This is a genomic window from Dactylosporangium sp. NPDC006015 (assembly GCF_040614215.1).
In the GTDB taxonomy this organism is placed as follows: Bacteria; Actinomycetota; Actinomycetes; order Mycobacteriales; family Micromonosporaceae; genus Dactylosporangium; species Dactylosporangium maewongense.
The window spans coordinates 19,936-33,889 of the sequence record NZ_JBEXUD010000004.1 but is presented as its reverse complement, the minus strand read 5'-3'; the positions used below and the strand labels follow the sequence as shown (position 1 = coordinate 33,889).

General features: G+C 73.2%; 14 protein-coding genes. 7 read left to right on the top strand and 7 right to left on the bottom strand.

Annotated features, from left to right (window positions below; genetic code table 11):
- The first annotated feature begins 41 nt into the window (after positions 1–41).
- From ABZ321_RS08635 to ABZ321_RS08620, 4 genes are all read left to right on the top strand, one after another.
- Positions 42–1,172, top strand: coding sequence for an NAD(P)/FAD-dependent oxidoreductase (locus ABZ321_RS08635; RefSeq protein WP_354890278.1), 1,131 nt, complete (start codon positions 42–44; stop codon positions 1,170–1,172).
- A gap of 57 nt (positions 1,173–1,229) precedes the next feature.
- Complete coding sequence (locus tag ABZ321_RS08630; protein WP_354890276.1) at positions 1,230–2,435, top strand: M20/M25/M40 family metallo-hydrolase; 1,206 nt, start codon at positions 1,230–1,232, stop codon at positions 2,433–2,435.
- Entirely contained in the window at positions 2,425–3,873 is a 1,449-nt protein-coding gene (locus ABZ321_RS08625; RefSeq protein WP_354890274.1) for an aminotransferase class V-fold PLP-dependent enzyme, read from the top strand. Before ABZ321_RS08630 ends, ABZ321_RS08625 begins: the two co-directional genes overlap by 11 nt.
- A gap of 296 nt (positions 3,874–4,169) precedes the next feature.
- Positions 4,170–4,463: a hypothetical protein gene (locus ABZ321_RS08620; protein WP_354890272.1), complete on the top strand. Its 294-nt coding sequence runs from the start codon at positions 4,170–4,172 to the stop codon at positions 4,461–4,463.
- A gap of 3 nt (positions 4,464–4,466) precedes the next feature.
- On the opposite strand, the gene ABZ321_RS08615 is transcribed toward ABZ321_RS08620, so the two are convergent.
- On the bottom strand, positions 4,467–5,915 hold the full coding sequence (locus tag ABZ321_RS08615) for an RICIN domain-containing protein (protein ID WP_354890270.1): 1,449 nt from the start codon (positions 5,913–5,915) through the stop codon (positions 4,467–4,469).
- Positions 5,916–6,043: 128 nt separating this feature from the next.
- Positions 6,044–6,565, bottom strand: a complete 522-nt coding sequence (locus tag ABZ321_RS08610; protein ID WP_354890268.1) for a hypothetical protein — start codon at positions 6,563–6,565, stop codon at positions 6,044–6,046.
- A 394-nt stretch (positions 6,566–6,959) separates the two neighbouring features.
- On the opposite strand from ABZ321_RS08610, the gene ABZ321_RS08605 reads away from it, so the two are divergent.
- Positions 6,960–7,424, top strand: coding sequence for a MarR family winged helix-turn-helix transcriptional regulator (locus ABZ321_RS08605; RefSeq protein WP_354890266.1), 465 nt, complete (start codon positions 6,960–6,962; stop codon positions 7,422–7,424).
- A 27-nt stretch (positions 7,425–7,451) separates the two neighbouring features.
- On the opposite strand, the gene ABZ321_RS08600 is transcribed toward ABZ321_RS08605, so the two are convergent.
- From ABZ321_RS08600 to ABZ321_RS08585, 4 genes are all read right to left on the bottom strand, one after another.
- A complete protein-coding gene (locus ABZ321_RS08600; protein WP_354890264.1) occupies positions 7,452–7,754 on the bottom strand; it encodes a hypothetical protein in 303 nt (100 codons plus the stop codon).
- Positions 7,755–7,760: 6 nt separating this feature from the next.
- Positions 7,761–8,180: a hypothetical protein gene (locus tag ABZ321_RS08595; protein WP_354890262.1), complete on the bottom strand. Its 420-nt coding sequence runs from the start codon at positions 8,178–8,180 to the stop codon at positions 7,761–7,763.
- Between the two features lie 134 nt (positions 8,181–8,314).
- The gene (locus ABZ321_RS08590; protein ID WP_354890791.1) at positions 8,315–9,487 is read right to left on the bottom strand and encodes an ABC transporter permease; all 1,173 of its coding nucleotides are present in this window, start codon (positions 9,485–9,487) and stop codon (positions 8,315–8,317) included.
- A 13-nt stretch (positions 9,488–9,500) separates the two neighbouring features.
- Positions 9,501–10,598, bottom strand: a complete 1,098-nt coding sequence (locus tag ABZ321_RS08585) for a peptidoglycan-binding domain-containing protein (RefSeq protein ID WP_354890260.1) — start codon at positions 10,596–10,598, stop codon at positions 9,501–9,503.
- Positions 10,599–10,753: 155 nt separating this feature from the next.
- Between ABZ321_RS08585 and ABZ321_RS08580 the strand changes: the two genes are divergently transcribed.
- The gene (locus ABZ321_RS08580; RefSeq protein ID WP_354890258.1) at positions 10,754–12,250 is read left to right on the top strand and encodes an ATP-binding protein; all 1,497 of its coding nucleotides are present in this window, start codon (positions 10,754–10,756) and stop codon (positions 12,248–12,250) included.
- Positions 12,247–12,906, top strand: a complete 660-nt coding sequence (locus tag ABZ321_RS08575; RefSeq protein WP_354890256.1) for a response regulator transcription factor — start codon at positions 12,247–12,249, stop codon at positions 12,904–12,906. Before ABZ321_RS08580 ends, ABZ321_RS08575 begins: the two co-directional genes overlap by 4 nt.
- A 283-nt stretch (positions 12,907–13,189) precedes the next feature.
- Here ABZ321_RS08575 and ABZ321_RS08570 read toward each other — a convergent pair whose 3' ends face one another.
- Positions 13,190–13,876: an ABC transporter ATP-binding protein gene (locus ABZ321_RS08570; protein WP_354890254.1), complete on the bottom strand. Its 687-nt coding sequence runs from the start codon at positions 13,874–13,876 to the stop codon at positions 13,190–13,192.
- Positions 13,877–13,954 lie beyond the last annotated feature (78 nt).

The following is a 13,954-nucleotide window of genomic DNA, read 5'->3' as shown; positions in this document are numbered from 1 at the left end:
TGTTCGTCACGAACGCGTTCGTCAACCCGTCAGGAGTAGCCATGACCACCATCAGCATCGTCGGGGCCGGACTCGGCGGCCTGACCCTCGCCCGGGTCCTGCACGTCCACGGCATCCCCGCCACCGTCTACGAGCTGGACGAGTCGCCGTCCGCCCGCACCCAGGGCGGCATGCTCGACATCCACGACTACAACGGCCAGGTCGCGCTGCGCGAGGCCCACCTGTTCGAGCGGTTCCAGGCGATCATCCACGCCGGCGGCGAGGCGACCCGCATCCTCGACCGGCACAACACCGTCCGGCGGGAAGAGGCCGACGACGGCGAGGGCGGGCGCCCGGAGGTCGACCGCGGCCGGCTCCGGCAGCTGCTCCTCGACTCGCTGCCCGCCGGGACGGTCCAGTGGGGGCGCAAAGTCGGCGGCGTCCGGGCGCTCGGCGGCGGCCGGCACGAGCTGACGTTCGCCGGCGGCCCGGCGGTCACCACCGACGTGCTGGTCGGCGCGGACGGCGCCTGGTCCCGGATCCGGCCGCTGCTGTCCGGCGCCGTGCCCGCCTACGCCGGGGTGTCGTTCGTCGAGGTCGACCTGCGCGACGCCGACACCCGCCACCCCGGCCCGGCGGCCGTCGTCGGCACCGGAATGCTGTTCGCGCTCGGCCCCGGCAAGGGGTTCCTCGCCCACCGCGAGCCCGACGGCAGCCTGCACATCTACGCCGCCCTCACCGTGCCGCAGGACTGGGCGTCGACCGTCGACTTCACCGACCCCGGCAAGGCCAAGGCGGCGCTGGTCGAGCAGTACGCCGGCTGGGCGCCCGAGCTTCAGGCCCTGATCACCGAGGCGGACGGCCCGCTGGTCCCCCGCCCCATCACCGCGCTGCCGATCCGGCACCGCTGGGACCGCGTGCCCGGCGTGACGCTCGTCGGCGACGCCGCGCACCTCATGTCGCCGTTCGCCGGCGAGGGCGCCAACCTGGCGATGCTCGACGGCGCCGAGCTCGGCAAGGCGATTGCCGCGCACCCCGGCGACGTCGAGGCCGCCCTCGCCGCGTACGAGCGGGACCTGTTCCCGCGCAGCGCCGAAGCCGCGCGGGAGGCCGCCGACAACCTGGCGCTGTGCTTCGAGGACAACGCCCCGCAGGGCCTGCTGGACCGGTTCGCCGCGCTCAGCGCGCACTGACTCCGCCGCGGGCGTCGGTGTCCCGTCCCGCGACCGGGTCGCTCTACGCTGTGATCCATGCGGGACCCCGAGACCGACGCCCTAGCCCTGCTGCACGACCTCGTCCGCATCGACAGCGTCAACCCGGGCCTGGTCCCGTCCGGCGCGGGCGAGGCGGCGATCGTCGAGCACCTCCGCGCACGGCTGCGTGGCGCGGGCTTCGACACCATGGTGGTGCCGGCGGCCGGCCGCACCGACCGCCCCAGCCTGGTGGCGGTTCCGTCAGTGCCCGCCACAGGGCCGGCCACAGGGCCGACGGTCGTGCTGAACGGGCACCTCGACACCGTGGGTGTGGACGGGATGCCGGCGCCGTTCACGCCCCGGCTCGACGGCGACCGGCTCTTCGGCCGCGGCGCCGCGGACATGAAGGGTGGCGTGGCGGCGATCGTCGCCGCCGCGGAGCACCTGGTCGCGGTGGGGGCGCCGGTCCGGCCGGTGCTCGCGCTGGTCGCCGACGAGGAGGACGCGAGCCTGGGCAGCGAGGCCGTGATCGACGCGCTCCCCCGGCTCGGGATCCGGCCGGACGCCTGCCTGATCGCGGAGCCGACCGACCTCGCCCTGACCAGGTCGCTGCGCGGGTTCGCCGTCGTGCGGGTGCGCTTCGCCGGCCGCGCCGCGCACAGCTCGCAGGCGGACCTCGGCATCAACGCCGTCACCCACCTGGGCCGGTTGCTGCACGCGGTCGACCAGCGGGCCCTGACCGCGAACCCGGCCGTGCGGGCCGGCGGCGGCGACCTGATGGTGACGGTCGCGCGCGGCGGGTCGTCGCCGTTCGTGGTGCCCGACCACGCCGAATGCCTGGTCGAGCTGCGCACGACGGCTGGCCGGTCCAGCGCCGCGGCGCTCGACGAGGTGCGGTCCCTGCTGGACCCCGGGTGGCATGCCACCGCCGAGCTGCTCGCCCACCGCGACGGCTGGCGGCTCGACGACACCGGGCCGGCCGCCGGGCTGTCCCGCCGGCTCGGGGCCGAGCTGGGCACCGGAGCGACGTTCGACGCGCCGTACTGGATGGAGGCCCCGCTGTGGCAGCGGCTCTGCCCCACCCTGGTGTGCGGCCCGTCCGGCGGCGGGTTGCACGCGGTCGACGAGTGGGTCGACGTGCGCCAGGTCCGCGCGCTCACGTCCGCCCTGATCGCGGTCCTGTCCGACTGGACCCCCGACGACGGCCGGACGCCCGGCGCAGGTCAGAACTCCGATGCCGGCTGGAGGTCCGATGCCGACTGACCCGCGCGGGTTGCGTGGCGACGCGCCGCTGCTGGATGCCTGGCTGCGCTTCGGCGAGCGTCCGCCGTCGCCGTTCACCATCCCGGGCCACAAGCAGCGCCACGACCTCGTCGGTGATGTCGTCGCCGGCGACGTCCCGCTGTACGCCGGCCTCGACACCATGAAGCTCAGCCGCGGCGTCCTCGCCGACGCCGAGGCCCGCGCCGCGCGGCTGTGGGGCGCCGACTTCTGCCGCTTCTCCACCGGCGGCGCGACGCACGCCAACCAGGCCGTCGCCCTGGCGGTCGCGGGCGACGGCGACCGGGTCGTCGTGAGCCGCACCCTGCACCGCTCGCTGCTGCTGGAGCTGGTGCTCGCCGGCCTGACGCCGGTCTGGGTGCGCCCCGAGGTCGACCCCGCCACCGGCCTGCCGCTGGGCGTCGCGCCCGCCACCCTGCGCCGCGCCCTGACCGCGAACCCGGACGTGCGGGCGGTGTTCGTCGGCGACCCGTCCTACGTCGGCACCGTCGGCGACATCGCCGGCCTCGCCGACGCGGCGCACGAGGCGGGCGTGCCGCTGGTCGTCGACGCGGCGTGGGCCGCCCACTTCGGCTTCCACCCCGAGCTGCCACGGCACCCGCTGCAGCTCGGCGCCGACGTCATGGTGACCAGCGCCCACAAGACGCTCCCCGCCTGGAGCCAGGCGGCGCTCGTGCTGGCCCGCACCGGCCACGTCGACGCGGCGCGCCTGGACGCCGGCGTCGAGGCGACCGCGACCACCAGCCCGGCCGGCGCCGTCCTCGCCAGCACCGACGCCGCCCGCGCGCTGCTCCGGCGCGACGGCCACGCGCTGCTCGGCGACGCCATCGCCGCCACCCGCGAGGCCCGTGACCGGCTCCGCGGCGTCGACGGCCTCACCGTCCTCGACGGTCCCGGCGTCGACCCGCTGAAGCTGACGCTGCTGCTGTTCGGCACCGGCGCCGACGGCAACCTCATCGAGCGGGACCTCCTGGCCGCCGGGCTGCCGGTCGAGTCCGCCGACCGCGACGTCCTCGTCGCCGTCGTCTCCCTCGCCGACACCCCCGCCTCCCTCACCCGCCTGACCACGGTCCTCGCCGACTCGGTGCGGCGGCACCGGGGCACACCAAGGCCGGTCGTCGGACCGGCGGTCTACGGGGTCGACCCGGTCACGTCGATGCCACCGCGGCAGGCGTTCTTCGCCGCCACCGAGACCGTGCCGGCCGAGCGGGCCGTCGGCCGGGTCTGCGCCGAGCTCGTCGCCCCGTACCCGCCCGGCATCCCCGTGCTCGCGCCCGGCGAGCAGGTCACCGCCGCCGCCCTCGCGGCCCTCGACCAGGCCAGGCGCGCCGGCGTCAGGATCGCCTACGCGGCCGACCCGTCCCTGCGCACGCTGCGGGTGGTCACGGAACGGGCGGGTCGGGCTGATGCTGCGCGGTGAGGGCCCCGCCGGCAACCAGGTCCTCGACAGCGACTTCTTCGACAACCACGCGGGGACCGGCGCCGGGGTCGGGCTCGCGGTCAAGTTCGGCGGCGGCGACGGCAACGTCGTGCGGGGCGTCCGCGCGTACGGCAACGGCGAGAGCGGCATCGACGTCGGCGAGTTCACGGGCGCGGTCACCGTGGAGCACACGTGGGCGTGGGGCAACACCGGCAACGGGTTCACGCTCGGCGGCGGCGACCCGGTGCCGGCCGCGGCGCACGTGCTGCGCGACAACGCGGCCTGGGACAACGCCGGTGACGGGTTCTCCGACGCGCGAGTTCCGCGGCGCGATCCGGCTCACCGCCAACACGGCGTGGCGCAACGGCGACGCCGGCTTCACCTGTACCGACGCCGCCGCCGCATTGCAGGGCAACCTCGCCGTCGCGAACCGCCGGACGCAGGCGGTGCCCCGGGCCGACGGCAGGCCGTGGCCGGCGGGCGCGGTGGCGACCAGGGCCGACTTCCGGTCCACCGACCCCACCGTCGCGGAAGGCGCCCGCCAGGCCGACGGGCGCCTTCCGCTCACGGACTTCCTGCAGACCTCATGACGGTCACATGGCGATGTTCGCCTGCGGACCGCCGTAGGTCCTGACCAGGTTCGGCACGTCGGCGGCCGGGTCGAGGGTGTAGGAGTAGAAGCTGCCCGGGTTGAACGCCGAGCCCCTCGTCTCCTGCCGGCCGCTGCTGTTGACCACGATGCTGCCCGACTGCTTCAGCTGCGCGTTCGCGTCCGGGTAGTACGGGTTGTTGACGTGGTCGAAGTAGCTGTTCTCCAGGACCATCTTCGTCGCGCCGCGGGCGTAGTTGCCGTAGCTCGTGACGTTCTGCAGATAGTTGTTGTACAGGTGTGCGTAGGCGAGATTGTCCGCGCTGGGGTTGCGTTGCGTGGTGTCGTGCAGCCAGTTGTGGTGGATCGTCATCCGGGCCACGACGTTCTCGGTCCAGCCGATGCCGAAGGTCTTGTTGTGGTTGCCGAGGATGTTCCACGACACGGTGACGTTGGTGGTGTCCTTGCGGGAGTCGATGTACCCGTCGTTGATGTTCGTGAACGTGTTGTGGTCGATCCACACGTGGTCGGCCGTGTCCATCTGGATGCCGTCGTAGTCGAAGTCCTTGTCGTCGGGGTCGTCGGAGGCGACGGCGGTGTCCCCGATCGTCAGGTTCCGGATGATGACGTTGCGGACGCCCGCGCCGAGGAAGAACCCGCCGTTCTTGATCCGCCCGCTCTTCCCGACGCCGACGAGGGTCTTGTTCGACGCGACCGGGATCTCGTACCCGTAGGTGGGTACGGTGATCGTGCCGCTGATCCGGATGATGTATGCGGGGGCGGCGGTCGCGTACTTGAGCAGGTCCGCGTACGTGGTCACGGTGACGGCCGTGCCGCCGGCGCCGCCGGTCGTGCCCTGCGCGAAGCCGTCGGCGGTGTTGGACCAGGTGCGGCCGCCCTGCGTCGGCGTCGGGGTGGTGCCGGTCGTAGCGTTGAACGACCACTGCATCCGGGCGACGTCCGAGCACGGCTCCTGCACGATCGGGTTGTTCCCCGCCGTGGACCCGTCCTTGTTGCTGACGCACAACCCGTTCGCCGCGCTCTTCACCAGGTACTTGCCCGACGCCGCGCCGCTGGCGGTCAGCTGCCACGTCTGGTTCGCCGACGCCCCGCACGTCCACTGCCACAGCTGCGTGCCGGCCGTGGTCGTGTTGTTGGGCACGTCGACGCACTTGCCGCTGCCGGCGTTGACGAGGCCGTACGCCCCGTTCTGCGCGACGACGGTGAACCGCTGGGCGGCGGTCGTGGCGGCGCAGGCGACCTGGGTGAGCAGGCCGCCGTTGCCGGTGCCGGCGGCGACGACGCACTTGCCGCTGGACGCGGACGCGAGCGTGTAGACGCCGCCGTTGACGGGGGTGACGGCCGCCTCCGACGGCCACACGGTCACGGCGACGACGCCGGCGGACGCGGCCAGGACCGACGCGAGGAGGACGACTGTTCTGCGGTGCTGCACTTCCGTTGCTCCTTCCCTGCAACTGTTTGTCGCTGAGAGAGATGCATCGGACCGCCCACCGATAACGGCTTTTCCGCCAGGCGTCCCGTTCCCTTCGGCCGGCGGTGAAACTTCCATCCTCGGTTCCGCTACGGGCAGCCCTTTCGCACGAACCGGTACTCGGCACCGTTGTCCGGGTCGCCGACGGTGAACAGCAGGACGAGCCGCTCGTCCCGCACGACCTCGTCCCGCACGACCTCGTCCCGCACGACCTCGTCCCGCACGACCTCGTCCCGCACGACGGAGACCAGCCGCGTGCCGTACGCCTCGGGCCTGCCGTTGAGCGTGCGGAAGTGCAGGTCGATCTCGGTGGCCGGGCCGCGGCGGTCCGTCATGCGCGGGACGACCTTCCAGGTGCCGGCGCCGTCACTGCGCCAGGTCTCACCGCCCGGGCCGGGCCGGAACTTCTCCACGGCGGGCGCCAGAGCCACGTTCAGGATGTCGCGGGCGGTGAACCGGTGATCGGCGCCGAACACGAGCTCACCCCGGTCCGCACTGCACCAGGTGCCGACGACGTCCGCGTCGGTGAGCGGGTCCCGGTCACGGTCCAGGTAGGCGAGTCCGCCGCAGACGGCCAGCGCCGCCGCAGCCAGCCACCACCAACGCCTCATCACCGCACAGTAGACCGCGCGGTGCGATGCCCAGGTGTGCGCGGCGTGAAGATCCTGTGCCGGCCGGCTACTGCATGTCTTCGATGGATGGTGTACCGGGGCAGCGGGTGCACCCAAGACGCGCAGCGAGCCGTGACGGCTGACCAGCACGCCGGTCGGCTCGTCCGCGCCGTTGCGCCCGGGCCGCTGCCGGCCACGGCTCCCCGTCGGGCCACTGCAACGGCCCGCCCGCGTGACTGTCCTGCAACGTGACCTCACCGGCCGTCGGATGCAGCCGCGTCGCCGTCCTGGCGTGCCTGGCCAGCGACGGGAACAACTCCACCAGCGGCGAGGCGATCACCGCGCCATCGTAGTTCTTGACCTCAACCAGGCTTGAGCCCCTACGGTCGCCGTCATGTCGATGTCAGACGCCGAACTCGCCGCCCAGCCCGCCGCCTACTGGACCGGCGTCGCCTACGAGTCGCTGATCGCCTTCACCCGGGCGCGGCAGGCGGAGCTCGGCTTCACCCAGCCGCAGTTCTGGCTCCTGCGCAACCTGTCCGCGAACGACCTCTCCCCCGACGGCCAGGGGATGACGCTCCCCGAGCTCACCGCCGCGATGCGCACCTACCTGCGCCGCGAGGACGACCTGACCGCCGAGTCCGAGGTCCTCCTGTCCCGCGGCTGGCTCACCCGCGACCCTGCCGGCCGCCTCTGGATCACCCCCGCCGGCGACGAGGCCCGCGCCACCTTCGCCCAGCACGCCCCAGCCGTCCGCGCCCACATCCACAACGGCATCCCCGACACCGACTACGTCACGACGGTGAAGGTCCTGCAGCAGATGATCCGCAACACCACTCCTCCGCCCCCACAGCCCTGACCGCCGGTTCGGCCGGTCCCCGGTCACCTACGCTCCGGCCATGCCTTGGTTGGGTGCGATGTCGACAAAGTCTCGGGCGGCGAGGGCGACGACGGCAGCCTCGATCGCCGCCTCGGTGACTTCGGGCACGACGATGACGTTCCGGCCGAAGAAGCGGCCGGCCCGCCGGATGTCGTCTTCGATGCTCTGGCCCAGCCGCACCGGATCGTAGAACTCAAGCAGCTGCTCGCCGCCGTCCCACCGCACGGTGACGTCGATCCAGCCCTTCTTACCGGTCATGTACCAGTCGTACTCGTCCAGATCGGCCGGATAGATGATCGCGTAGTCCATGGGCTCTCAGTAGTTGCCGGGGTCGAACGGGTGGAAGACCGCCAGCGTGCGCCAGTCGAGCGGCTCGACGACGGCAGCGAGACGGTCGAACGGGTCCTCCGACGGCGGCTGGAACCACACCGCTGACAGTTCGGTGTGCCCGCTGAGCCTGCTGTCAGGCGGGATCCAGGCAGAGGTCAGCCGGGCCTGGTGCCGCTCGCGGGGCATCCACTCGTCGGTGCGGGCCTCAGCGTCCGCCCTGATCCGGTCGAGGTCGTGGACGTGCAGCCCGGCCGTCGACGCCAGCTCCTGCTCCAGCCTCCGCACGACGAACCGGCGATGCATCGCCGGAGTGCCTTCGATCATGCCGAAGTACTGGTCGCGGAGGGTCAATTCGCGCAGCTCCACCCGCACGTCACCAACCTGGAACACCCTCAGCTCCTGCACCGCGACAGCGTAACGGCACGAACGGCCCGCCCCTGACAGCATTTCTGCTCGGCCTCCTTCACGAAATGATGGGCGTCACCGGCATGCCCCAGAGGTCATCCGCCGACGGACTGACACCGTCCAGTCGGGCACCGTCAGACAGTGCGTAAGGCGTCGGTCGGGGGGATGCGGGCGGCGCGGAGCGCCGGATACAGGCCGGCAACGGCGCCCGCGGTCAGCGAGACGGCGAAGGCACCCCACACCGCTGCGGGCGGGACGAGGACTGCCCAGCCGTGGTCGGAGGCGATCGCGACGGTGACCACGACCCCGATGGCGATGCCTGCCACGCCGCCGATCGTCGACAGGACCAGCGACTCGGTGACGAACTGCGTGGCGACGTGGCCGCGGGTGGCGCCGAGCGCGCGGCGCAGGCCGATCTCGGTGCGGCGCTCCAGCACGGAGATCACCATGACGTTGGCGATCCCGATGGCGCCGACGAGTAGAGCGATCGCCCCGAGACCGAGGAACAGCCCGGCGCCGGCCTCCTTGACCTCGAGCTGGGCCGCGAGGGCGTCGGAGGGCCGGCTGACCTGCACACGGGAAGGCTCCTCCGGGTTGGCGGCGCGGTGCAGCACAGCGGCGACATCAGCGACGTGATCGGGGTCGGCCCGCAGGTAGATGCGGCTGGCGACGCCGTCGTAGCCGAGCAGGTCCGCGGCCGAGGCGAACGAGACGAGCGCCGACCGGTCGATCTCCGGTGCGAGCGGGAACGGGTCGAGGATGCCGACGACGGTGTACCAGTGCCCGCCCAGCCACACCCGGGGGCCGTCGGCGACGTCATCGATGCCGAGGACGGCGGCGGCCTGCGCACCGAGAACGGCTACCGGGTAGCGGCCGTCGTCGAGGAACGTGCCGGTGCGCAGCGCGCCGTCGAGCGTGCCGAGCAGCGAGGCGTCGCAGGCGCGGACGGCGAGGCCGCCGGTGCGACCCTGCGGAACGCGGTCGTTGCGGTACACGGTGACCGCGTCCAGGCGCGCGGTCGGCGCGACGGAGCGGACGGCCGGCAGCATGCCGATCATCGGCGCGGCGGTGCCCGGCAGCGGCTCCTCGGCGCCGTCTTGCTCGACGCCACTGGCGACGGTCAGCAGGTTGGTGCCGAGCCGGTCGAGCTGGGCGAGGACGTGCGACTGGCTGGAGCGGGTGACGCCGAGGACCGCGACGATGGACGCGATGCCGATCGCGATGCCCAGGCCCGACAGCAGCGCCCGGGCGGTGCGGGACCGCAGCCCGAGCGTGCCGAGCGGCAGCAGGTCAGCCGGCCGCAACATGCTGCGTCGCAGGTCATGACGTCGCACGGGGCACCCGCACCTTCTGCCCGTCGGCGAGGCCATCGCCGCGGACCTCGACGAGCCCGGCGCGCTCGTCGAAGATCCCGGCCTCGACCGCGACCCGCCGGGTGGCGCCACCGTCGACGACCACGACCTCGTACCCACCGCCGGCGACCGGATTGAGCGCTGTGACGGGCACCGCGAGGACCCTCTGGTGCACGGCGACCGTCACCGCGACCTGCACCTGCGTGTGGTCCCGGAGCCCGGTCAGCGCACCCTCCACCAGCACCGTCACCGGCGCGGACGCCTGGTTCTGGCCGCCGTTCTGCGACGGGTTCTCGTCGCCGGCCGGTGTACTGACGGCGCCGATCTCCTGGATCGTGCCGGTGCGGGACGTGCCGTCGGGAAGGGTCACCACCACGGCGTCGCCGGCCTTCGCGGCCGGCAGCTGCCGCGGCACCAGCTGGAACTGGACGGTGAGGGCCGCGCCGGTGCCGTGGGAGACAACCACGCCCGCGGCGACCTCGGCGCCGACGGGTAGCGATGCGGTGCCGACGCGGACGGCGTCGGGAAGGAACACGACCCGGCCGAGGGGCACCTCGCCGGTCACGGGCAGCCCGGCGGCCCGCTGCCAGCGGCGCACGGCCTGCGCGGTGGCGGCGGTGAAGCGCCGGTCCACGGTGAGGCCACCGCCGTGGCCCAGCGCGACCAGGTTCGCCTCCAGCTGCTCGACGTCGGCGCCGTCGGTCATTCCCGGCCCGAAGGGCCGCCACGGTGGGCGGGACCCGTACATCAGCAGCACCGGCACACCGTCGGTCTCATACAACGCGCCGCCCCGCGCGATCACGTCGCCGGCCGCGGGCAGCCTGGTGAGGATGCCCGGGCCGGGCGCCACCACCGCCGTCTCCCCGGCATAGCCGAGGGTCCCGGTGACCCAGCGGCGTTCCGCGACGTCGCCACGGCGCACGTCCGCCGTCGCCTGTGCTGCCGCCGCAGCCTCCTGGGGTGTCGCGCTCGTCCCGGCCCGTCCGTCGTGGACGGCGAACCCCGCGGCGCCCGCCACCCCTGCCGCCGTCACCGCGGACAGGACCTTCCATCGCTTCCCGCTCATGGCACCCACTGTGCTCGGGGCGGCGTGCCGCCCGCCGCCCCCAAACGTGGCGCTGTGGCGTCTCTTTCCCGGGTGGCCCACCACCCCCGAAAGAGGTGACGGATCGAGTACCGACGCGGGGCCTCGCAATCCCGCGTGCTGCGTAGCCTGAGTCCATGATGTCGAGGCTGGGCCTGCGCTCCAGCATGGCGGTGTCCTACGTGGTGGTGTCGGCGATCGCTGTCTTTGTCGTCGAGGCCGTCGCGCTGGCCGTCATGCTGCCGCGGTTCGTCGCCGCACGCGACAGCGTCGAGCAGGCCCGCCAGCAGGTCGCCGACGCCGAGGTCGACGCCGCACGCGCCAAGGCCGAGCGCCTTGCGGTGGCGACCTCCGCCGCCGTCGACGAGCAGGTGTCCCGCGCGCCAGTGAATCCTGGCGGGACCGACACCGAGCTCCTCGTGACCCTGGTGCGCGGCGGCGGACTGTCGAAGGACCTCAATTCCGACTCCCGCCCCGAGCTGCTTGTGGCGTTGACCGATGTCAACGGCTTCATCCTGGCGGCATCGCCGGCGTCGCTCCTGCCCACCGGCACCGCTGTGTGGAATGCGGCCGCGTGCACGTCCGTGCGCAGCGGCCGCACGACCGTCGACGGGCAGCCCGCCGGGTGGGCCGCGTCGCCCGTGCAGATCAGGATGCAGAACGACAACGCACGCTTCGTCGGCGCCGTCTACGTGCGGCTGATCGTGGCCAAGAACTTCGCGGACGCGAAGCCGGGGTCCGCCTCCGCGACGGCCGGCTTCGAAGGGCTCCTCATCCCGGGCGGGATCGTGATGCTGATGCTGGTGCCGGTCGGTGCGCTGTTCGGTCTGCTCAGCACCGGCCCGCTGATCCGCCGCATCCGCCGCCTGGCCGACGGCACCGCGGCGATGGCCGGCGGCGACCTGCGGATCCGTCTGCCGGTCACTGGCAACGACGAGGTCGCGCGGCTGGAGCGGTCGTTCAACGCGATGGCCGAGCGCCTCGAGGAGGCTGTCGCCTCGGACCGGGCCGCGGCCGGCGCGCAGGCCCGCCGGGCCGAGCGGACCCGGATCACCCGCGAGCTGCACGACTCCGTCTCCCAGGACCTGTTCTCGGCCAGCCTGCTCGCCGGCGGGTTGCGCAAGGCGCTGCCGGCCGGATCCGAGCTGCGGCATCAGGCGGCGTCGCTGGAGGCGTCGCTGGAGCGCACGAAGCGGGAGATGCGGGCGATGCTGCTGGAGCTTCGACCGGTCGCGCTGGAGGATGCGGGGCTGTCCGAGGCGCTCGACGAGCTGTGCCGTGCGTACCAGGAGCGGCTCGGCATCGCCGTCACCGCCCGCGTCGAGGCCGGCCACCTGGACCCGCCCGTCGAGCACGCGGTGTTGCGGGTCGTGCAGGAGGCGTTGGGCAACGCTGTACGTCATGGAGCGCCGGACACCGTCGAACTGACCGTGACCCGTGCGGCCGGTCAGGTGACAGTCACGGTGCACGACGACGGCCGCGGGTTCGACCCATCCGAGGCCGACGGGCGGCACGGAATGGGCATCCAGTTGATGCGCGACCGGGTTCGTGAACTCGGCGGCATGGTCGACGTGGTCAGCGCCCCGCAGGCGGGCACGACGGTGAAGGTGCTGTTGCCAGCGGGTGCCGCGTGATCCGGATCCTGGTCGTCGACGATCACGAGGTGGTGCGGCAAGGGCTGCGGTTCGCCCTGGAACAGGAACCTGACCTGACCGTCGTCGGCGAGTGCATGGACGGCGCCACGGCCCTGGCCGCCATCAGTGAGCTGCGCCCCGACGTGGTGCTGCTCGACATGGTGATGCCTGGCATGGACGGTCTCGGTGTGCTGCACGCGCTGCGCGAGCGCGACGATCCGGCCGCGGTCATCGTGTTGACGTCGTTCCCGGCGGAGGACCGGGCGCTGGACGTGGTCCGCGCCGGCGCGGTGTCGTACCTGTCGAAGAGCACCGCTGTCGACCGGGTCGTGGAGGCCGTCCGCGCCGCGGCGACCGGCGGCAGCGTCCTGGACCCCGACGTGGCGGCGCTGCTGGTCCGCGGGGTCCGCGCCGGCGACCAGGGCCCGCTGTCGCGCCTGTCCGCCCGCGAACGCGACGTCCTGGCCCTCATCTCCCGCGGCAGGTCCAACCGCGAGATCGCCCGCGCCCTGATGCTCGGCGAGCAGACCGTGAAGTCGTATGTGTCGAGCGTCCTGACCAAGCTCGACCTCCAGGACCGCACCCAGGCCGCCATCTTCGGCCTGCAACAGGGTGTCGTTGCCCTGGGCGACGCGCTCAAACCCGACCCGGACTGACCACGCGTCGGCCCTCATCCGTCGGGCGTCCTCGTCCCCTTGGCCGGCACGTCCCTAGTACCCGAAGGCCCCGGCCTGCCACAATCCTCGTCCCATCGCCGACTGTGCGGCCCTCTGCCACGACGAACCCGGCGGTTTCCGTCACGACCCTCCGCACGGCCTCACCTCACTGGCGCGCGACGACCCTCCGCGCGACGGCCTCCGTCACGACCCTCCGCGCGACGGCCTCCGTCACGACCCTCCTCTCGCCGCCGTCCGGACGGCCTTCCGTCACTACCTCTCCTCAGCACCGCGCGGCCTGCCCGTCGTCGGCGAGCCGGCCGTCGTGCATGACGACCGTGCGGTGGCAGGCGTCGGAGACCGCTTCCTCGTGGGTGACGACGACGAATGTGGTGCCGTCGGCGTTCAGCTCTCGGATCAGGTCGAGGATGCCGGCGCCGGTGGTGGAGTCGAGGTTGCCGGTCGGCTCGTCGGCGAAGACGATCGCGGGGCGGCCCACGAGCGCGCGTGCGATCGCGACCCGCTGGCGCTCGCCGCCGGACAGCTTCGTCACCCGGTGCCCGCCCCGGTGCGCGAGACCGACCCGGTCGAGGGCCTCGGCGGCGGCCGCCCGTCGGGCCCGGGCCGGGACGCCGCGGTAGATCAGGCCGGTCGCCACGTTGTCCAGCGCGGTCAGCGACTCGAGCAGGTGGAACTGCTGGAACACCACACCCACGCGGTGCGCACGCAGCCCGGCGAGGGCCCGGTCGCTCAACGCTTCCACGGCCTGGCCGTCGAGGCGCACGCTGCCGCTCGTCGGCCGGTCCAGCGCCGCCATCAGGTGCAGCAGCGTCGACTTCCCGGACCCGGACGGCCCACGCACGGCCAGCATGTCGCCGGCGTCGACGGTCAGGGTCACCCCGCGCACCGACTCGACCGGCGGCACTCCCGGGTAGGTCTTGCGCACTTCGCTCAGCTCCAGCACGGTCACTGGCGTCCTCCTGTCGTCCCCATCCATCCTCGGCCGGCTCCGTCCGCGCGACCTCCCCCGCTGGTTGGTCGTGCGCCC

Bases quoted from the DNA above. Each gene is read 5' to 3' on its own strand.
- ABZ321_RS08635 (WP_354890278.1), top strand. From the start codon at position 42: ATGACCACCATCAGCATCGTCGGGGCCGGACTCGGCGGCCTGACCCTC.
- ABZ321_RS08630 (WP_354890276.1), top strand. From the start codon at position 1,230: ATGCGGGACCCCGAGACCGACGCCCTAGCCCTGCTGCACGACCTCGTC.
- ABZ321_RS08625 (WP_354890274.1), top strand. From the start codon at position 2,425: ATGCCGACTGACCCGCGCGGGTTGCGTGGCGACGCGCCGCTGCTGGAT.
- ABZ321_RS08610 (WP_354890268.1), bottom strand. From the start codon at position 6,565: ATGAGGCGTTGGTGGTGGCTGGCTGCGGCGGCGCTGGCCGTCTGCGGC.
- ABZ321_RS08605 (WP_354890266.1), top strand. From the start codon at position 6,960: ATGTCGATGTCAGACGCCGAACTCGCCGCCCAGCCCGCCGCCTACTGG.
- ABZ321_RS08600 (WP_354890264.1), bottom strand. From the start codon at position 7,754: ATGGACTACGCGATCATCTATCCGGCCGATCTGGACGAGTACGACTGG.
- ABZ321_RS08590 (WP_354890791.1), bottom strand. From the start codon at position 9,487: ATGTTGCGGCCGGCTGACCTGCTGCCGCTCGGCACGCTCGGGCTGCGG.
- ABZ321_RS08585 (WP_354890260.1), bottom strand. From the start codon at position 10,598: ATGAGCGGGAAGCGATGGAAGGTCCTGTCCGCGGTGACGGCGGCAGGG.
- ABZ321_RS08580 (WP_354890258.1), top strand. From the start codon at position 10,754: ATGATGTCGAGGCTGGGCCTGCGCTCCAGCATGGCGGTGTCCTACGTG.